Source organism: Cupriavidus gilardii, from assembly GCF_017598945.1.
GTDB classification, from domain to species: domain Bacteria; phylum Pseudomonadota; class Gammaproteobacteria; order Burkholderiales; family Burkholderiaceae; genus Cupriavidus; species Cupriavidus gilardii_E.
Genome location: NZ_JAGFTW010000052.1, coordinates 14,562 through 32,212 on the forward strand (window position 1 = coordinate 14,562; position 17,651 = coordinate 32,212).

17 protein-coding genes are annotated in these 17,651 nt (G+C 68.1%); 10 read left to right on the forward strand and 7 right to left on the reverse strand.

Annotation, left to right across the window (positions count from 1 at the left end; all coding sequences use genetic code 11):
• Nucleotides 1-140: 140 nt before the first annotated feature.
• Both ribB and J5T34_RS19510 read left to right on the forward strand, forming a co-directional pair.
• Complete coding sequence (gene ribB / locus J5T34_RS19505; protein ID WP_208582070.1) at nt 141-860, forward strand: 3,4-dihydroxy-2-butanone-4-phosphate synthase; 720 nt, start codon at nt 141-143, stop codon at nt 858-860.
• Between the two features lie 148 nt (nt 861-1,008).
• Nucleotides 1,009-1,647 (forward strand): surface-adhesin E family protein, encoded by a 639-nt coding sequence (locus J5T34_RS19510; protein WP_208582072.1) that lies wholly within the window; start codon nt 1,009-1,011, stop codon nt 1,645-1,647.
• Between the two features lie 40 nt (nt 1,648-1,687).
• Here the strand turns inward: J5T34_RS19510 and J5T34_RS19515 are convergent, their stop codons facing one another.
• Complete coding sequence (locus J5T34_RS19515) at nt 1,688-2,110, reverse strand: hypothetical protein (protein ID WP_208582074.1); 423 nt, start codon at nt 2,108-2,110, stop codon at nt 1,688-1,690.
• A 707-nt stretch (nt 2,111-2,817) separates the two neighbouring features.
• On the opposite strand from J5T34_RS19515, the gene J5T34_RS19520 reads away from it, so the two are divergent.
• Together J5T34_RS19520 and mdoH are read left to right on the forward strand one after the other, a co-directional pair.
• Nucleotides 2,818-4,398 carry a glucan biosynthesis protein G gene (locus J5T34_RS19520; RefSeq protein WP_208582076.1) on the forward strand — a complete coding sequence of 527 codons (1,581 nt, stop codon included), beginning with the start codon at nt 2,818-2,820 and terminating at the stop codon, nt 4,396-4,398.
• On the forward strand, nt 4,371-6,950 hold the full coding sequence (gene mdoH, locus J5T34_RS19525; protein ID WP_208582078.1) for a glucans biosynthesis glucosyltransferase MdoH: 2,580 nt from the start codon (nt 4,371-4,373) through the stop codon (nt 6,948-6,950). The genes J5T34_RS19520 and mdoH overlap by 28 nt, the downstream gene beginning before the upstream one ends.
• A 279-nt stretch (nt 6,951-7,229) precedes the next feature.
• Here mdoH and J5T34_RS19530 read toward each other — a convergent pair whose 3' ends face one another.
• A complete protein-coding gene (locus J5T34_RS19530) occupies nt 7,230-7,760 on the reverse strand; it encodes a hypothetical protein (protein WP_208582080.1) in 531 nt (176 codons plus the stop codon).
• Between the two features lie 383 nt (nt 7,761-8,143).
• Here J5T34_RS19530 and J5T34_RS19535 point away from each other — a divergent pair, with 383 nt between their 5' ends.
• The 4 genes from J5T34_RS19535 (at nt 8,144) to J5T34_RS19550 (ending at nt 11,043) form a co-directional block, all read left to right on the forward strand.
• Nucleotides 8,144-9,364: a Bcr/CflA family multidrug efflux MFS transporter gene (locus tag J5T34_RS19535; protein WP_208582082.1), complete on the forward strand. Its 1,221-nt coding sequence runs from the start codon at nt 8,144-8,146 to the stop codon at nt 9,362-9,364.
• A gap of 243 nt (nt 9,365-9,607) precedes the next feature.
• Nucleotides 9,608-9,889, forward strand: coding sequence for an HU family DNA-binding protein (locus tag J5T34_RS19540; RefSeq protein ID WP_006577833.1), 282 nt, complete (start codon nt 9,608-9,610; stop codon nt 9,887-9,889).
• Nucleotides 9,890-10,042: 153 nt separating this feature from the next.
• The gene (locus tag J5T34_RS19545; protein WP_149318152.1) at nt 10,043-10,528 is read left to right on the forward strand and encodes an acyl-CoA thioesterase; all 486 of its coding nucleotides are present in this window, start codon (nt 10,043-10,045) and stop codon (nt 10,526-10,528) included.
• Between the two features lie 2 nt (nt 10,529-10,530).
• The gene (locus J5T34_RS19550) at nt 10,531-11,043 is read left to right on the forward strand and encodes a CreA family protein (protein WP_208582084.1); all 513 of its coding nucleotides are present in this window, start codon (nt 10,531-10,533) and stop codon (nt 11,041-11,043) included.
• 28 nt (nt 11,044-11,071) lie between these two features.
• Here J5T34_RS19550 and J5T34_RS19555 read toward each other — a convergent pair whose 3' ends face one another.
• The 4 genes from J5T34_RS19555 to J5T34_RS19570 all read right to left on the reverse strand — a co-directional run bounded on the left by J5T34_RS19555 (nt 11,072) and on the right by J5T34_RS19570 (nt 15,460).
• A complete protein-coding gene (locus tag J5T34_RS19555) occupies nt 11,072-12,868 on the reverse strand; it encodes a class I adenylate-forming enzyme family protein (protein WP_208582086.1) in 1,797 nt (598 codons plus the stop codon).
• 23 nt (nt 12,869-12,891) lie between these two features.
• Complete coding sequence (locus J5T34_RS19560) at nt 12,892-13,656, reverse strand: SDR family oxidoreductase (protein WP_208582088.1); 765 nt, start codon at nt 13,654-13,656, stop codon at nt 12,892-12,894.
• A 194-nt stretch (nt 13,657-13,850) separates the two neighbouring features.
• Nucleotides 13,851-14,705 (reverse strand): arylamine N-acetyltransferase family protein, encoded by an 855-nt coding sequence (locus tag J5T34_RS19565; protein ID WP_208582110.1) that lies wholly within the window; start codon nt 14,703-14,705, stop codon nt 13,851-13,853.
• A 2-nt stretch (nt 14,706-14,707) separates the two neighbouring features.
• On the reverse strand, nt 14,708-15,460 hold the full coding sequence (locus J5T34_RS19570) for a Crp/Fnr family transcriptional regulator (protein WP_208582090.1): 753 nt from the start codon (nt 15,458-15,460) through the stop codon (nt 14,708-14,710).
• Nucleotides 15,461-15,681: 221 nt separating this feature from the next.
• Between J5T34_RS19570 and J5T34_RS19575 the strand changes: the two genes are divergently transcribed.
• Nucleotides 15,682-16,179: a DUF962 domain-containing protein gene (locus J5T34_RS19575; protein ID WP_208582092.1), complete on the forward strand. Its 498-nt coding sequence runs from the start codon at nt 15,682-15,684 to the stop codon at nt 16,177-16,179.
• A gap of 279 nt (nt 16,180-16,458) precedes the next feature.
• Nucleotides 16,459-16,902, forward strand: coding sequence for an HU family DNA-binding protein (locus tag J5T34_RS19580; protein ID WP_174104700.1), 444 nt, complete (start codon nt 16,459-16,461; stop codon nt 16,900-16,902).
• A 185-nt stretch (nt 16,903-17,087) separates the two neighbouring features.
• Here the strand turns inward: J5T34_RS19580 and J5T34_RS19585 are convergent, their stop codons facing one another.
• Nucleotides 17,088-17,474, reverse strand: a complete 387-nt coding sequence (locus J5T34_RS19585; protein ID WP_244259086.1) for a hypothetical protein — start codon at nt 17,472-17,474, stop codon at nt 17,088-17,090.
• Nucleotides 17,475-17,651 lie beyond the last annotated feature (177 nt).

Here is a 17,651-nt window from a genome sequence, read left to right on the forward strand (position 1 = left end):
TTGCCATGCACGAACGAACAGCGTCGTGGTCATCGCCGCGATCGGCGCCTGGCGCCGGGCATCGTGCGCGCTTGCCGCGTTCCCGCTTGCGTCGCCAATCCCCTGAAACGCCCGTTGATCTTTACGCAAGGAGCGTTTCAATGCTGTCCACGCTGTCGCCTTCCCAAGCCAACCTTTCCGCCGACCACGGCGCCTGCGCGCCGGCCGCCGTCGACCATGCCGACGCCATCGTGCCGGCGCTTCCCCACGATCTGTCGACCCGCATCGAGCAGGCCCTGCAGGCCATGCGCGAGGGCCGCCCGGTGGTGCTGATGGACGACCACGATCGCGAGAACGAGGCCGATCTGATCGTCGCCGCCGAGCGGCTGACGCTGGCCAACATGGCGATGCTGATCCGCGAATGCAGCGGCATCGTCTGCCTGTGCCTGACGCGCGAGAAGGTCGCGCAGCTGGGGCTGCGGCCGATGGTCGAGAACAATCGCAGCCAGTACGGCACCGCCTTCACGGTCTCGATCGAGGCGCGTACCGGCGTCACCACCGGCGTCAGTGCGGCCGATCGCATCACCACCATCCGCGCCGCGATCGCCGACGATGCCGGGCTCGACGCCGTGGTCAGCCCCGGCCATGTCTTTCCCCTGGTGGCCAGCGACGGCGGCGTGCTGACCCGGCGCGGCCATACCGAGGGATCGGTCGAGCTGGCGCGCCTGGCCGGCCTCGCGCCCGCCGCGGTGCTGTGCGAACTGATGAATGCCGATGGCACGATGGCCCGCGGCGAACAGGCGCTGGCTTTCGCCGCGCAGCACGATCTGCCGGTGCTGACGATCGAGGAGCTGGTTGCCTGGCGCGAGCTTGGGCACTGAGCTTGGGCACTGAGCTGGGGCACTGAGCTGGAGCACTGAGCCGGGTCGCTGTGCGACAATGCCGGCTGTCGCGCGGCCCGGGGATCATCGTGGCCGCGCGCGCCGCCGGTCCCCGGGCCGCCTTCGTTTCACCATCGCGCCCAGCATCATGTCGTCTCGTGCCGCCACGCCCGCATTGCGTCGCCGCGCCCTCCGCGCCGGCGTCGCGTCCCTCGCCCGTTTCAACTTCCCGCATGGCACGCCGCTGCTGCTGGCCGCCGCGCTGACGCTGGCGCCGGCATTCAGCCCCGACGCTCGCGCAGACACCGCGCGCGGCAAGGTGGTGCCGGCCGCGGCCGCAGGGCTCTATCAATGCCAGGGTCCGAACGGCGGTACCGTCTTCCGTTCGACCCCGCGCGAGGGTTGCGTGACGCTGGCCGCGCCGGATCCTTCCGCGCCGGACCCGCAGCGCTGGCTGCCGCTGATGGGCAGCAACGGCGTGATCTCGTATCTGGACCAGCGCTCGGTGCGCCGCAGCGGTGCGCGGGTCGGTGTGGTCGTGATGCGCAACGCGCCGGTCGGCGGCGCCATCCATACGGCCAGCGGCGAGCCGATCCGGTCGTCGCTGCGGCGCATGGTGCTGGACTGCGCCACGTCGATGTATGCGGTGGTCGAACAGACGCTGTTCCCGCGCCGCTTTGCGCGCGGCGAGCCGCTATATACGATCCGTTCGCCGCAACGCGCGACGCCCCAGGTGGCTTCGTCCGGCTCGCTGGCGAGCGAGGCGATGGCGCGCCTGTGCCGCTGAGCGCCGCGCCGAGCGACGCTCGCTGACGCACTTCCCTCCCTCATTCTTCCTCGACCACGCGCGCACGCCAGCGGCCATCGGGCTGCTTGCAGAACCAGCCGGTCCAGCTTTCCTCGTTGCTGGAGCGCTTCAGTTCGCTGCGGATCTGGCGGCAGGGCTGGCCGTGGTCGGTCTTGCTCTGCAGCGGCGTGATCCTGGCGTAGGTAGCCGCGCGCCGTGGCGTGGCCTGCGTTCGCCACGAGACCGCGGTGCCGTCCTCGGTCGCGTTCAAGGCGCGATTGACCGCCTCGGCGAAGGCCCGCGCCTCGCTCTGCGTCATCGTGCCGACGACCGTGCTGGCCAGATAGTGATCGACATAGGCACGCGCCGGCGGTGACGCGCTCAGGGCGAGCGCCAACGCCAGGGCAGGGGCAAACCCCGGGGCCAGCGTCAGGCGGGCAAGCCCTGCGTGCGGCATCGGCATCCCTTGTCGGCGTGGAGGGCAATGGCGCCGCGCGGTCTTGCCCGGGCGCGCCATCGGGCGGGTCGGTCGATTGTAGTGCCCGTCGAGACCCCGCGCCGCTACCACGCGTGCGCATGCGTGTCCCGCACCACCAAGGCCGGCGTTTGTCGGACAGCGTCCGATTGACGTGGCAACGACAGGGACCTAGTTTCAATCGTCGCGCCTCGCTCGGCTGGTCCGACCGCCGGCGCTTGTCGCGGCCGAGGGCAGGCCGCACCCGACAGACCCGCGTGCCGTCCGGCGCGCATTCGATCCCGTCACCGAATCGCTGCTCCTTGACGCACGTCGACAGGAGCGGGCAGGCCTTGCGTCTGCGTTGTGCGGCGGACTTGTTGCGGTGCAACTTCGGCGTCATTTATGCCATGGGGAGGATAACCGACGTTGATCAATCAAGAGGCGGATAAGCAACAATCGTTTCAAATTGTTGCAACCGTTGCGTGACCGAAACGTGACTTTTGCTAGGTAAATTTGTTAAGGTTTTGTCCCGCATTGCAGCAAATCCAATACCTTCCAAGCGTCACCAACGTCACAGCCCCCGGCATCGTCCGTCATGGGGCGGCGCAGGCACCGGTTTCCCGGCCTGGCCATCGACGAGTTTCCGCGTCCTGTTTCGCGGCTTCCCGAATAACCAATTGCATGACCGACTACCGCCTTTGATGACGGCATTCATGATCGACTCCGCCATTTCCTTGCCGCTTTCCGCCCGTTCACGCCCGCCCAGGTTGCCGGCGCGCTTCGATGGCCTGCGACTGGGACGCTGGCTGTGTGCCGGTGCACTGGCCTGCTTCGCGATGACGGCGCAGGCGTTCAGCTTCGATACCGTCGCGGCGCGCGCCCGCCAGCTGGCCAATTCCCCGTACAAGGCCCCCAAGGCCCATCTGCCCACCGAACTGCGCGAACTGTCGTACCCGCGCTATCGGGAGATCCAGTACAAGCCGGAACGCTTTGTCTGGCGCAATACCAAGCTGCCGTTCGAGCTGTCGTTCTTCCACGAGGGCATGGTGTTCGACCAGCCGGTCAAGATCAACGAGGTCACCGGCAACCGCGTGCGCGAGCTGCGCTTCAATCCGGCGGATTTCAACTACGGCCCGCACAAGTTCGATCCCGAGATGCTGAAGGGGCTCGGGTTTGCGGGCTTCCGCGTGCTGCATCCGGTCAACGGCAAGCAGAAGGACGAGGTGGTGTCCTTCGTGGGCGCCAGCTACTTCCGCGGCGTCGGCAAGGATCAGTGGTACGGGCTGTCGGCGCGCGGCGTCGCGGTCGATACCGCGCTCGCCTCGGGCGAGGAATTCCCCCGTTTCGTCGAGTACTGGATCGAGCGTCCGGCACCGGGCGACAAGCATCTGACCATCTATGCGCTGATGGACTCGCGCCGCATGAGCGGCGCCTATCGCTTCGTGATCCGGCCCGGCGTCGACACCGAGACCGAGGTCAAGGCACGCCTCTATCTGCGCGAGAACGTCACCAAGCTGGGCTTGGCGCCGCTGACCAGCATGTACCTGTTCGGCGAGAACCAGCCGCCGGCCGCACCGGAGTTCCGTCCCGAGGTGCACGATTCCGACGGCCTGTCGATCCAGCTGGGCACCGGCGAATGGATCTGGCGTCCGCTGGTCAATCCGAAGCGCCTGCTGGTGACCTCGTTCTCCGCGACCAATCCGCAGGGATTCGGCCTGATGCAGCGCGACCGCTCGTTCTCGAACTACCAGGAAATCGGCGAATGGTATGAACGCCGGCCGAGCGGCTGGGTCGAACCGCGCGGTAACTGGGGCTCGGGGCGGGTCGAGCTGGTGATGATCCCGACGCCGGACGAGACCAACGACAACATCGTGGCCTACTGGGTCCCGGACAATCCGCCCAAGCCGAAGCAGCCGTTCGATCTGGAATACCGGCTGCTGTGGCAGAAGGACCGCGAGCGCATGCCGCCGCTGTCGTGGGTCACGCAGACCCGCCGCGGCCAGGGGCTGACCCGCAACAAGGAAGACACCAGCTTCTCGCTGCTGGTGGATTTCGAAGGTCCCGCATTCAAGAAGCTGGATCCCGCCGCGCATCTCGATGCGGTGGTATCGGCCGATGGCAACGCGGAACTGCTGCGCACTTCGACGCAGCGTAACGAGGCCACCGGTGGCTGGCGCATGACGATGTTCCTGCGCCGCAAGGACGAGAACAAGCCGGTCGAGTTGCGCGGCTATCTTCGCAACGGCAACACAACCCTGTCAGAGACATGGAGCTACATCTTACCCCCAGGCTAAAGCAGCGCTCGGCCGCGGCGGCGTGCGAGCGCTATGTCGACCGCCTGCCGGTTTCGCCGGAACAGCGCCGCGACCTGCTGGCCGATACCGCGCTGCATGAAGGCATCGTCATCAAGGGCGATGCCACTGGCGACGATCCCGGCGTGCGCTCGCTGCAAAAGGCGCTGGCCAATGGCGACGGCGCGGCTTCCCCTGCCGGCGCGGCCTATGCCTCGATCGAACGGCGTCTTCAACTCGCCTACGGCGAACCCAGGGTCGGCGGCGAACCGCTGATCGAGCGGCGCGCCGACGGCACGGTCCACGTGGCCACCGGCCCCGAACCGAAACGCGCGTCGATGGTGCCGCGGCCGTGGCCGCCGCATCTGGTCGCCGCGTTCGTGCGCAACGGCGTGCGCAAGCTGCTGGGCAAGCCGCCGGTCCCGGAAACGTGGGACACGCTGCACGACGGCCCCGATGCCGAGGGCAAGTGGCATCCGGCCGGCGCGCACCGCCGCTGGGTGCTGCTGTTCCTGGTGATCGTGCAGACCATGATGGCGACGTACTTCATGTCGACGGTGCTGCCGTACAAGGGCAACGACACCCTCGAGATGATCACGCTGGGCCTGTTCACGGTGCTGTTCTCGTGGGTGTCGGCCGGCTTCTGGACCGCGATGATGGGTTTCCTGGTGCTTGCCAAGGGCGGCGATCGCCATCTGATCTCGCGCTCGGCCAGCGGCAACGCGCCGATCGCGCAGGAGGCCCGCACCGCGGTCATCATGCCGATCTGCAACGAGGACGTGACCCGCGTCTTCGCCGGCCTGCGCGCGACCTACGAATCGCTGGAACGCACCGGCGAGCTCGCCCACTTCGATTTCTTCGTGCTGTCCGACAGCGGCAATCCCGATCTGCGCACGGCCGAGACCGATGCATGGATGGAGACCTGCCGCGCCGTCAACGGCTTCGGCCGCATCTTCTATCGCTGGCGCCGCCATCGGGTCAAGCGCAAGACCGGCAACGTCGCCGATTTCTGCCGCCGCTGGGGCAGCAAGTACCGCTACATGGTGGTGCTCGACGCCGACAGCGTGATGAGCGGCGATTGCCTCGCCACGCTGGTGCGGCTGATGGAGGCCAATCCGGGCGCCGGCATCATCCAGACCGCGCCGCTGGCCACCGGCCGCGAGACCATGTATGCCCGCGTGCAGCAGTTCGCCACGCGCGTCTACGGTCCGCTGTTCACGGCCGGCCTGCATTACTGGCAGCTGGGCGAATCGCACTACTGGGGCCACAACGCGATCATCCGCATCAAGCCCTTCATGGAGCATTGCGCGCTGGCGCCGCTGCCCGGCAAGGGGCCGCTGGCCGGCGAGATCCTGTCGCACGATTTCGTCGAGGCCGCGCTGATGCGCCGCGCGGGGTGGGGCGTGTGGATCGCCTACGATCTGCCCGGCTCGTTCGAGGAACTGCCGCCCAATCTGCTGGACGAGGTCAAGCGCGACCGCCGCTGGTGCCAGGGCAACCTGATGAACTTCCGGCTGTGGATGAAGCAGGGCTTCCACACGGTGCACCGCGCGGTGTTCCTGACCGGCGTGATGGCGTATCTGTCGGCGCCGTTGTGGTTCCTGTTCCTGCTGCTGTCGACCGCGATGCTGGCCAAGCATGCGCTGGTGCCGCCGGAGTATTTCTCGCAGCCGTATCAGTTCTATCCGAACTGGCCGGAGTGGCATCCGGAGAAGGCGCTGGCGCTGTTCTCGGCCACCGCGACGCTGCTGTTCCTGCCCAAGCTGTTCGGCGTGGTGCTGCTGATGAAGCAGGCGCGCCGCTACGGCGGGGCGCTGCGGCTGATGCTGTCGATGCTGATCGAGGTCGTGATCTCGGCCTTGCTGGCGCCGGTGCGGATGCTGTTCCATACCCAGTTCGTGCTGGCTGCCTACATCGGCTGGGGCATCTCGTGGAAGTCGCCGCCGCGCGAGGACGCCGAGACGACCTGGGGCGAGGCGGTGCGCCGCCACGGCTGGCACACGCTGCTCGGCCTGGGCTGGGGCGCGCTGGTGTACTGGCTCGATCCGGGCTTCGTCTGGTGGCTGCTGCCGATCGTCGGCGCGCTGGCGATGTCGATTCCGCTGTCGGTCTGGCTGTCGCGCGTCAGCCTGGGCCGTGCCACGCGCCGGGCCGGATTGTTCGTGATTCCCGAAGAAGCCGAGCCGCCGCGCGAGATCGTCGACACGCAACGCCATGTGGCCGAGGCCGGCGACACGCCGGGCTTCGTCGACGCGGTGGTCGATCCGGTCACCAATGCGCTGATGTGCGCCACCGCGACCGCCCGCGTGGTCCAGCCGGCCAGCACGCAGCGTCAGCACGCGGTGCTGGTGCAGCAGGCGCTGACCAGCGGCCCGGACAAGCTCACGCCGAAGCAGAAGCTGCTGCTGCTGAACGATCCGCTGGCGCTGTCGCGCCTGCATGAAGCCGTCTGGTCGTCGCCATTGGCCGACGACGGCTGGAAGGCCACCCGCGCGCTGCTGCGCCGCGCGGCCAACGTCGTGCCCCTGCGCCCGCGGGGGAGTGCGGCGGCTTGATGGATCGCTGATTCCCGTACGCTGATCGTTCCCCTCTCCCGCTTGCGGGAGAGGGGGCAGGGGAGAGGGCAGGGGCGGTGGTTATGCGATCACGCTAGAAACCACCCCCTCTCCCCAACCCTCTCCCCCCTGAGGGGGAGAGGGAGAACACAAGACGCCGGCTTGAAACCGCCAACGCCAATTCAGAGCTTCGCTCCCCTCTCCCGCGTGCGGGAGCGGGGTTGGGGGAGAGGGTAAGGGGCGGTGGTCATGCCATCGCCAGTGAAACGAAAGCGCCGTTCAGCGCAGCGCCGCCGTGCAGATCGGGCCGTTGATATAGACGTCGCCGACGCGGCGCTCGCCTCGCGCCTTGCGTGTCATGTAGCGGAACATCATGCTGACGCCCAGCTTGGTCAGGATCTCGACGTCGCGGTTCGCGCAGATATTGCGCTGTAGCGGCGCCGCATAGCTGACCTCGAAGCTGGCGAGGTCCAGCATCGGCCCGCTGTAGTTGGTCAATTCCAGCTGGAACAGGATGTGTTTGCCGGGCACCGCCTGGCAGCGGCGCAGACGCGTTTCCTTGTCGATCTCGATCGGCAGCGCGTCGTTGAGCTGGCGGCAGGCGCGCGCCAGCACGGTATCGGGCCGGCGCGAGCTGCGCAGGAATTCCGGCACGCCGGCCGCGCCGGTGTTCTGGCCGGTGGCCGCGCCGCGCAGCATGCGGGTCAGCGAATCGGCCTCATCGACCACCACCGCGGCGCTCGCGCCCGGATGCGCCGCGACCGTGCGCGCGGTGACCGGCGCCGCGCAGGCGGACGAGGCCCACAGCAAGCAGGTTGCGGTAGCGATCCCGATGGAGGCCGACGTTCCTCGGGCGATCGATGCAGTCGTGTGGTTCGATATGGTTCGCATGCAGGGGAAGAACGCCTGGAACGGCACGGGGCAGGGCTGCGCTGTCGTCCCGCGATCGAGGCCGGCGATGATGACGGACCGGCAATGTGTCGACCGGGTGCATTGTACCTGCCGACCCCGTGACGCGGAACCCGCAAGCGCGCGATACATCACGGTGTGCAACAATTGCGGCTTTCGCTTGACGCCGTTTCCGTCGTCCGCCAGTGCGTTGCCCCAAGGATCGCGTCCGCTTTTGCGCGCGCCATTCGCCGGTCCTCCACGCGCACTCGCAGGCCGGCGCGGACGCGACCCCTCCCATCGCAATGACCCAATCCTCCCGCCCGGCCGCGACGCCGCGTTTCCCGCTATGGCTGCTGATCTGCGCGTCGCTGACCGCGCTGGCGCCGCTGTCGATCGACATGTATCTGCCGGCGTTCCCCACGCTGGCCGCCGATCTCGGCGTCGACATCGGCAGCGTGCAGCTGACGCTCGGCACCTTTCTGGTCGGCCTGGCGATCGGGCAGTCGTTCTACGGCCCGGTCAGCGATCGCTTCGGACGCAAGGCGCCGCTGTATGTGGGCCTGAGCCTCTACGTGCTGGCGTCGGTGGCCTGCGCGCTGTCGAGCGATGCCCCGGCGCTGATGGCCTGGCGCTTCGTGCAGGCGGCCGGGGGCTGCGCCGGCATGGTGATGGCGCGCGCGATGGTGCGCGATCGGCTCGAGGCCCACGAGTCCGCGCGCGCGTTCTCGTCGCTGATGCTGGTGATGGGCCTCGCGCCGATCCTGGCCCCGATCGTCGGTGGCGCGATCCTGACCACGCTCGGCTGGCGCGCGATCTTCTGGGTGATGGCCGCGGTCGGCACGATGATCCTGCTGCTGGTGCATTTCCGGCTGGAGGAGTCGCTCGATCCGCGACGCGCGATCCCGCTTCGGTTGGCCGAAGTCTTCCGCAACTACGGCGCGTTGCTGCGCGACCGAGAGTTCCTTGGCTATTCGCTGTGCGCCGGCTTCGCGCAATCGGGCATGTTCGCCTATATCGCCGGCTCGCCCTTCGTGCTGATCGAATTGCACGGCATCGATCCCTCCCACTATGGCTTCGTGTTCGGCGCCAATGCCTTCGGCCTGATCGCGATGTCGCAGCTCAATGCCGCCCTGGTGCGCGGCCGCTCGCTCGATCGCGTGCTGCAGCTGGCGCTGGTCGCACCGTGCGCGGCGGGCTTGCTGCTGGCTGTGGCCAATCTCGGGAACGTGGCGACATTGCCCGTGCTGCTGGTCGGCTTCTTCGTCTACGTGGCAGCGCTCGGCTGCATCATGCCCAATGCATCGGCGCTGTCGCTCGCGCATCAGGGCCATCGCGCGGGCACCGCCTCGGCGCTGATGGGCACGCTGCAATTCGGCATGGGCACGCTGGCCGGTACCGCGGTCAGCGTGTGGCACGACGGCACCGCCTTGCCGCTGGGCGTGGTGATGGCGATCGGCGGCATCGGCGCGGTGCTGATGCGCATGCTGGGCCGTCGTTCGGCTGCGACGGTGGCCGCCGAGTAAAACGCCCGGCGTCCACCGCCCCGAACGGCGCATTGGGGATAACCCGCTGTCCGGCCCGCTTCAAAGCCCGGAATTGAGGGGGTAAATCTCCCCGAAAGCCGCTTGACGGAAGGATTTCCGGGATTTTCGTTGCGCCGGTGCGACTGGGGATTGCCCAATGCGCAAGCGGCGGATTAGACTGCGCCGGTCGGTGAAACGGCTCAGGCTGATCACCGGTGACGACGACCAACAAGGGATACAGCCATGAATAAAGGTGAACTGGTGTCTGCCATCGCCGCAGACGCGGAACTGAGCAACGCTGCAGCGGAACGCGCCCTGAACGCCGCGCTGGAAAACATCAAGAAGGCGGTTGCCAAGGGAGATTCGGTCACGCTGGTGGGCTTCGGCAGCTTCGGCGCCGGCAAGCGCGCCGCCCGTACCGGTCGCAATCCGCGCACCGGCGAAACGATCAAGATTCCGGCGGCGAAGACGGTCAAGTTCTCTGCCGGCCAGGGTTTCAAGGACGCCGTGAACAAGAAGAAGTAAGAGCGGGCATCCACGGATGCCAACCGGAAGAGCGGCCCATGTGGGCCGCTTTTTCATTGGGGCGCCGCCATCGCACGGTCGCGCAGCCGCGCTACACTCGCGTTCTGCAAGGCATCCTTGCCCCGCATTTCTCAACCCACCGCGCCGCTCCCGATGAACGACCTCTCGCATCAACTGTCGATGACCGTGCTGATGACGCCGGACATGGCCAATTTCTCCGGCAATGTCCACGGCGGCACCATCCTCAAATATCTGGACATGGTCGCCTATGCCTGCGCCAGCCGCTACGCGGGCCGCTATGTCGTCACGCTGTCGGTCGATCAGGTGGTGTTCCGCCAGCCGATCCACGTCGGCGAACTGGTGACCTTTCTTGCCGCGGTCAACTACACCGGCCGCAGCTCGATGGAGATCGGTATCAAGGTCATCACCGAGAACATCCGCAGCAAGCTGGTGCGCCATACCAACAGCTGCTATTTCACGATGGTCGCGGTCGACGACGACGGCAAGCCGGCCGAGGTGCCGCCGCTGGTGCCGCGCGACGAAGTCGAGCGCCAGCGCTTCGCCGCCGCGCAGTTGCGCCGCCAGCTGCGCCAGGAGATGGAGCACCGGCACGACCAGATCCAGGGCGCGGTGAGCTGACCATGGCGCACGCTTCCCGTCGTCCGTTGGCCGCATCGTCGGCGGCATCGCTGACTGCCGCGCTTTGTTCCGCTGCTGCGTTCGCATGGATCGCGCCGGCGCACGGCGAAGAGATCGGCAGCGTCAACACGCATTTCCGCGTGACCGGCTCGGACCGCGTCGTGATCGAGGCCTACGACGATCCCGAAGTCGACGGCATTACCTGCTACGTCTCGCGCGCCCGCACCGGCGGCATCAAGGGCTCGCTCGGCATGGCCGAGGATCCGGCCGAAGCGTCGATCGCCTGCCGCCAGGTCGGCAAGATCGGCTTCAAGGGGCCGCTGCGTCAGCAGGACAATGTGTTTTCCGAACGCATGTCGATCCTGTTCAAGACGCTGCATGTGGTGCGCGTGGTCGATCGCAAGCGCAACACGCTGGTCTATCTGACCTACTCGGACCGCATCGTGTCGGGCAGCCCGAAGAACAGCGTGACCGCGGTGCCGGTGGAGGCCGGCACGCCGATCCCGCTGCGCTGAGCGGCTCGGCGCGCTGCAGGAGCGGGGCCTAGGCGCCGGCGCCGTCGTCGAACAGCTTGCGCAGTTCCGACTTCAGGATCTTGCCGTTGGCATTGCGCGGCAGCGTTTCGTTGCGCACGATCACGCGGACCGGCACCTTGAACGCCGCCAGCCGCTGGGCGACGAAGGCCTGCAGCTCGGCCTCGGTGACGCTGGCCCCCGGCTTGATGCCGACCAACGCGCCCGGCTCCTCGCCGAGCGTGCGGTGCGGGATGCCGACCAGGGCCGCGTCCATCACCGCGGGATGCTCGTACAGCGCGCTCTCGACCTCGATGCAATAGATGTTCTCGCCGCCGCGGATCAGCATGTCCTTGGCGCGGTCGACGATATAGAGAAAGCCTTCCTCGTCCAGCCGCGCGATATCGCCGGTGCGCAGCCAGCCGTCGACGAAGGTATTGGCCGTGGCCTCGGGCTTGTTCCAGTAGCCGCGCACGACATTGGCGCCCCGCACCATCAGCTCGCCGACCTCGCCGGGCGGCAAGGCGCGGCCGCGGCCGTCGACCACCTTCATCTCGCCGATCGGCAGCGCAGGACCGCTGCTGTCCGGGCGGTGCAGATACTCCTCGGCGTTGTGGCTGGTGAAGGTGGCAGAGGTCTCGGTCATGCCCCAGCCGATGCCCGGCATCGACTTCGGAAAGACCTCGACGATGCGGCGCACCAGTTCGGGGGAAGCCGGCGCGCCGCCGTAGTTGACGCTCTCCAGCGAGGACAGGTCGAAGCGCTCGCGCTCGGGATGCTCGACCAGTTGCCACGCGATGGTCGGCACGCCGCCGGCCACCGTGCAGCGCTCGCGCTCGATCAACGCCAGCGCGCGCAGCGCGTCCCAGCGGCGCATCAGCACGATCTTGCTGCCGGCGTGCAGCGCGCCGTTCAGCACCGACATGCAGCCGGTCACATGAAAAAAAGGCACCGACAGCAGCGTTGCCTTCTGCGGTGCAAGCGGATCGGGTTCGGGGATCGGCTCGCCCCGGCGCAGACAGTTGCGGGCCGGGCCGAAGCCGCCGCAGAAGGCCACCGTGGTCGCATTGCGGTGCGTGCCGATGGCGCCCTTGGGCTTGCCGGTGGTGCCGGAGGTATAGAACAGCGTGGCGTCGTCTTCGGGATCGATGGCGACATCCGGCAGCGGCAGTTCGGGCAGACGGTCCCAGGCCATCACGTCGCCGGTGGTCCGCTCCAGCGGTACCACGCGCGGGTCGCCGTCTGGCGCATCCGCGGCGCCCCGGCAGACATGGACGCGCACCAGCGCAGGGCAGTCGGCCAGATGCGGACGCAGCCGCTCGAGCCGCTCGTCGTCGACGATCGCCACCTTGCAGCCGGAATCGGCGAGCCCGTACTGGAGTTCGGGGCCGGTCCACCACGCGTTGAGCGGCGTCGCGATGGCGCCGGTCAGCAGCGCGCCGTAGAACGCGGCGGGCCATTCGGGCAGATTGCGCATCGCCACCGCGACACGATCGCCCGGCCGCACGCCGTCCTCGATCAGCGCATGCGCGATCGCCAGCGCGGCGCGCGCGAAGCCGGCATAGGAAACCCGCTGGTCCTCGTAGACGACGAAGGTGCGCTCGCCGCGGGCGCGCGCCTGCAGGAACAGATCGCGCAGCGTCGGCGGCGCGTGCTTCCATACCGTGGTAGGGGTGCCGCGGACCTCGCGCACCTCGGTCTCGAAGGGCGCGCCGGGCGCGGTCAGGCGGGCGTGGGCCTCGGCCAGCGAGATCGCCGGCCAGGCAGGCGAAATTCGCGGCGAACTTCCCTGGGAGTCCCCGTGTGCACTGCGGGCGGACGGTGCCATGGCGGTGACGAGCGGGCGGCCGCTCAGATCGTCACGCCGCCGTCGACCACCAGCGCCTGGCCCGTCATGAAGGAGCTTGCGCTCGAGGCCAGATAGACCGCCGCGCCGGCGATCTCGATCGGTTCGCCGATGCGGCGCAGCGGCGCGTTCTCGGTCGACTGCTTGTAGCGCACCGGGTCTTCCCACAGCGCGCGGGCGAAGTCGGTCTTGATCAGGCCCGGGGCGATGCAGTTGACGCGCACGTTGTGCGGGCCGAACTCGACTGCCAGATTGCGCGCGAGCTGGAAGTCCGCCGCCTTCGAGATGTTGTAGACGCCGATGGTCGGCGAGCCGCGCAGGCCGCCGATCGACGACACGATGATGATCGAGCCGTCCTTGCGGTCGATCATCTGCGGCGCCACCATCTGGATCAGCCAGTGGTTCGAGATCACGTTGTTGTCGAGCACCTTGCGGAACTGCTCGTCGGTGACCCCGCCCATCGGGCCGTAGTAGGGGTTGGACGCGGCATTGCAGACCAGCACGTCGATCTTGCCGAACACGCGGTTGGTCTCGTCGACCAGATGCTGGAGTTCGCTCTTGGACGAGATGTTGGCGGGCACGGCAATCGCGGTGCCGTCGCCGTGCTTTGCGTTGATGGCGTCGACCACTTCCTGGCAGGCCTCGGCCTTGCGCGACGAAATGACCACCTTGGCGCCCTGGACTGCCATCTGCTCGGCGATCGCACGGCCGATGCCGCGCGAAGAGCCGGTGACGATGGCGACCTTGCCGCTCAGATCGAACAATGACATGGGGTGTCTCCTCTACCGATCCCGTTTTCCGGTGGACTCTGATGTTGTTGCGGCGCCGCGGTTCGCGATGCGAGGCGGCGCCGACCGGCACATTATGGTCGGAGGGTCGGGGCCCGTCCACAGGCCGGCACGCGTTCTTTGGCCCTTATCAGCATTCTTTCTGCGGGGGATTCACGGCGTGCATGGTGGGCGGATCAAACGGTGCGCCGCGCCAGCCATGCCTTCAATCCGGCCGCCGTCTCGTCATCGAGGCGCACGCCGATCCGTTCGCGCAGCGTGGCCACGATCTGTGCCGGCGTTTCCAGCACCACGTGCCGGCTGCCGCCATCGGCATCGCGTTCGGTCAGCTCGCCGTTGGTCATCGTCAGGCGGACCGCGCCGTCGGTGCGCGCCGCCATCAGCCGGTGCAGGAAGATGCTGTCCGGATGCGTGCAGACATACCAGTTGCGCGCCGCGTAGTCGATCCAGGCCTGCGGCGACAGGTCGAAGCGATAGAGCTTGATCCACTCGTCCCCGCTGTTGAGCTCGAGGTCGAGCAGATGGAAGGCGCCGTTCGATGCCGCGCTCGGCGGCGCGCCGACCAGCCGGTACGGCAGCCCCTGCGGCGCCGGCTCGGACAGCGGCAGCGAGCAGGGCGGGTTGGGGCCGCCGAAGCCGGCATCGGCGATGTAGTCGCGATGGGCGACGCGCACGCGCAGCAGCAGATGCGACTGCGGCGTCGGCACGCCTTCCTCGATGCCGAAGCGCACGCGCGCCGCGAGCGGCACCACATCGAAGTCCAGCGCGGTCAGCGCGGCGGCCAGCAGCGTGTTGTGCTCGAAACAATAGCCGCCGCGTTCGCGCGTCACCAGCTTGTCGAACACCGCGTCGAGCGCGATATCGATGGGGCGGCCGAGCAGCACGTCGATATTCTCGAAGGGGATGCGCTGCAGGTGCGCGGCGACGATCGCGTCGAGCGCCTCGCGGCTGGGGGTGGGGCGTTGCGGCAGGCCGATGCGATGCAGGTAGGCGTCGAGTCGAGCGGCGTCCAGGGCCGGCTGGTCGGGCATGGTCACGTCAGGGTCTCCAGTGTCGAAGGATCGAGCAGTTCGATGTCGGCGTAGCGCAGCCGCAGCAGGCCGCGTGCCTCCAGTTCGCGCAGCGCGTGGTTGACCGTTTGCCGGGAGAGCCCAAGCATTTGCGCGAGCTGTTCCTGCGGCAGGTGAATCGAGCGATGGGGCTGCCGTGCGGACACCCCGGGCTCGCCCGTCGCCGGCGGCGTGTCGCCATAGGCGCGGGCGATCGCGGCGAGCCGGCGCGCGGTGCGTGCCACCGGCGGCAGCAGCTGCGCCTCCTCGACATAGCGGAACGCCTCGCGCGTCTTGCCGGCCAGCAGCCTGCCGAATTCGCGCCACCAGGCCGGCTGCTCGCCCAGCATCGCGTCGAGCCGGGCGCGCGGGACGTGCCACACCGCGGCACGCGTGGCCGCGCGGGCGTCATGCGTGCGCAGCAGCCCGTCGAACAGGCAGATCTCGCCGAACCATGCGCCCGCTTCGAGCAGGCCGAGCAGCGCGGCCTTGCCGCCGGCATCGTGCGCATGCACCAGTACCGCACCGGCGATCACCGCGTACAGGCCATCGAAGGGATCGCCGCGCTGGAACAGCACCTCGCCCGCTTCGAGCCGGCGCATCGCGCCGCCGTCGAGCAGCGCCGCCCGCATGTCGTCGGGCAGGCCGCGAAACCAGCTTCCCGTGCGCAGCGGGGCCAGCGCGTCGGCATCGCGGCTGCTGTCGTGCGTGGGGCGGGCAAGGGGCGGAATGCCCATGGTGGTCTCCCTCGTCATCGCGGCGCAGGGCGCCGGTGCGCGCGCGCCGGTCCGCGAGGCAGGGCAGCCCTCGGTGCAAACCCGGACTGTCAAAATTCGGACAGACCGTGCCCGGTGCGCCCATTACTATAAATCGATCGCGCCGGGCCGGCGCGCGCAGCACGGCGCCGCAACCGGCCAACGGCATGCGCTTCGCGCCGCTGCTCACAGGAGGAGACGCCATGAAAACGCTGGTAGACCATCTATCCCAGTACGCCGCCTATCACCGCGACCGCCGCAACGTGGCAACGCACTTCGTCGGCATCCCGATGATCGTGCTGGCGGTCACCACGCTGCTGGCGCGCCCGCAGATTCCGCTCGGCGACGGTGCCGCGGTGCTGACGCCGGCGATCGTGGTCTATCTGCTGTCCTGTCTGTTCTACCTGCGGCTGTCGGCGGGCTTCGGCGTTGCGATGACGCTGATCCTGGCGTTGTTCGTCTATGCCGGCCATCTGATCGGCGAGATGTCGACCGCCGCATGGCTCGCGATCGGCATCGGGCTGTTCGTGCTCGGATGGGTCATCCAGTTCGTCGGCCACTATTACGAGGGGCGCAAGCCGGCCTTCGTCGACGATCTGGTCGGGCTGCTGATCGGGCCGTTGTTCCTGGTAGCCGAGACTGCCTTCGCGCTGGGCCTGGCGCGCGATACGCGCGAACGGATGGACGCGCACGCGCACTGAATCGGCTGCGCCAGCGAAGGCGCGGGCCATCACGGCCTCACGCGCGCAGCGCAGCGATGCGCGTCGATCGCAGCCGCCGGCGTTGCCGTGCACGTGCATCGATGCATCGGCGCGACAGACAGCGGGACTTTTCCCCGGGTTTTTACGGGGTTTTCGGGGGGTAACGGGCCAAACCCCCTTGGAAATGCGTCACTTTCCGCTATGATTCGGTGGCCGCCGCAGCCGTACGCTGTTTTCGCGGGGTTTGCGGCGCCAACCGTTCAACTCTATCTGACCAATATGGCGACCAAAGCGAAATCGACCGCGAAAGCTGCAACCAAGACCACCGCGACCAAGAAGGCACCGGCAACCAAGGCGCCCGTGAAGGCTGCCGCGAAGAAGGCCGCTGCGCCGGCAACCGCAACCCCGCGTCCGCTGAAGGACACCTTCAACAAATCCAGCCTGGTCGCTCACCTGGTCGCGCAGACGCAAGTCGAGCCGAAGGCCGTGAAGACGGTGCTCGCCCATCTGGAAAACACCATCGTCAGCGCGCTGCACAAGAAGGGCGCCGGCGAATTCACGCTGCCCGGCCTGCTGAAGATCACCGCGCAACAGGTCCCGGCGAAGAAGAAGCGCTTCGGCAAGGATCCGTTCACCGGCGAAGAGCGCTGGTTCCCGGCCAAGCCGGCCAGCGTCAAGGTCAAGGTCCGCCCGCTGAAGAAGCTGAAGGACGCTGCGCTGTAATTCGTCATCGACGTGGCCGCGACGGGCATCTTGCCCGTGGCGGCAGGCAGTGAAAAAGGGAGCCGCGTTGCGGCTCCCTTTTCTATTGGCGGCTCGGTACGATGCCATGTGTATTTGCAATTAACCGCCAGGCATTTTCGCCCACCCACCAATCATGGCGAGCAGCGAGCCGGAGCCCTCCCGACTTAGGCGCTGTGATCGGCCGGCGTTTCCTGCGTGTGCGCGCCGTCGCTGAAGCGATCGCGATGGTCCGCGCTGTGTCCGCCCTGCGTGAAGCTGTCGCGCGGGCCGAGGCGGTTCGCGCCTTCGGTGAACACATCGAACTTCTGGGTCGCGCTGCGGGCACCGTCGGTGTAGGGGTCGGTCGTGCGCGGCGCGGCCTTGGCCGACAGCGAGACGGTGGCGCCGATCATCATTGCCATCGTGGGCAGCAGCGCGGCCAGCATCGCACGGCGGCGCGCATGCCAGCGCTGGCGCAAGGCGCGCAGCCGCTGGGCCGCTAGCGGCGGACGCGGGCGGGGTGGGGCGCTGGACGTTCGGGGAGAGACGGTGGTCGGGGTCGTTCGAGTCATGGCAACACTCCTTCAGAGGTGAGGTCCGGGGTGGTTCGAGGAACCTTGACGAGGGGAGACGGCTTGGCCAAGCACGGTTTGCAGTCTACGAACCGGGCCGGACGCGGCGGTGACGCCAGCCTGACAATTGCGTCAGGATGCGAGGGCCTTCGCTGCACCGCGACGCATCGGCCGGAT

Excerpts from the sequence above, each read along its gene's own strand:
- J5T34_RS19550 (WP_208582084.1), top strand. The coding sequence starts at position 10,531 with ATGGCGCACGCTTCCCGTCGTCCGTTGGCCGCATCGTCGGCGGCATCG.
- J5T34_RS19580 (WP_174104700.1), top strand. The coding sequence starts at position 16,459 with ATGGCGACCAAAGCGAAATCGACCGCGAAAGCTGCAACCAAGACCACC.
- J5T34_RS19515 (WP_208582074.1), bottom strand. The coding sequence starts at position 2,110 with ATGCCGATGCCGCACGCAGGGCTTGCCCGCCTGACGCTGGCCCCGGGG.
- J5T34_RS19560 (WP_208582088.1), bottom strand. The coding sequence starts at position 13,656 with ATGTCATTGTTCGATCTGAGCGGCAAGGTCGCCATCGTCACCGGCTCT.
- J5T34_RS19575 (WP_208582092.1), top strand. The coding sequence starts at position 15,682 with ATGAAAACGCTGGTAGACCATCTATCCCAGTACGCCGCCTATCACCGC.
- ribB (WP_208582070.1), top strand. The coding sequence starts at position 141 with ATGCTGTCCACGCTGTCGCCTTCCCAAGCCAACCTTTCCGCCGACCAC.
- mdoH (WP_208582078.1), top strand. The coding sequence starts at position 4,371 with ATGGAGCTACATCTTACCCCCAGGCTAAAGCAGCGCTCGGCCGCGGCG.
- J5T34_RS19535 (WP_208582082.1), top strand. The coding sequence starts at position 8,144 with ATGACCCAATCCTCCCGCCCGGCCGCGACGCCGCGTTTCCCGCTATGG.
- J5T34_RS19545 (WP_149318152.1), top strand. The coding sequence starts at position 10,043 with ATGAACGACCTCTCGCATCAACTGTCGATGACCGTGCTGATGACGCCG.
- J5T34_RS19540 (WP_006577833.1), top strand. The coding sequence starts at position 9,608 with ATGAATAAAGGTGAACTGGTGTCTGCCATCGCCGCAGACGCGGAACTG.
- J5T34_RS19510 (WP_208582072.1), top strand. The coding sequence starts at position 1,009 with ATGTCGTCTCGTGCCGCCACGCCCGCATTGCGTCGCCGCGCCCTCCGC.
- J5T34_RS19565 (WP_208582110.1), bottom strand. The coding sequence starts at position 14,705 with ATGCCCGACCAGCCGGCCCTGGACGCCGCTCGACTCGACGCCTACCTG.
- J5T34_RS19570 (WP_208582090.1), bottom strand. The coding sequence starts at position 15,460 with ATGGGCATTCCGCCCCTTGCCCGCCCCACGCACGACAGCAGCCGCGAT.
- J5T34_RS19555 (WP_208582086.1), bottom strand. The coding sequence starts at position 12,868 with ATGGCACCGTCCGCCCGCAGTGCACACGGGGACTCCCAGGGAAGTTCG.
- J5T34_RS19585 (WP_244259086.1), bottom strand. The coding sequence starts at position 17,474 with ATGACTCGAACGACCCCGACCACCGTCTCTCCCCGAACGTCCAGCGCC.
- J5T34_RS19520 (WP_208582076.1), top strand. The coding sequence starts at position 2,818 with ATGATCGACTCCGCCATTTCCTTGCCGCTTTCCGCCCGTTCACGCCCG.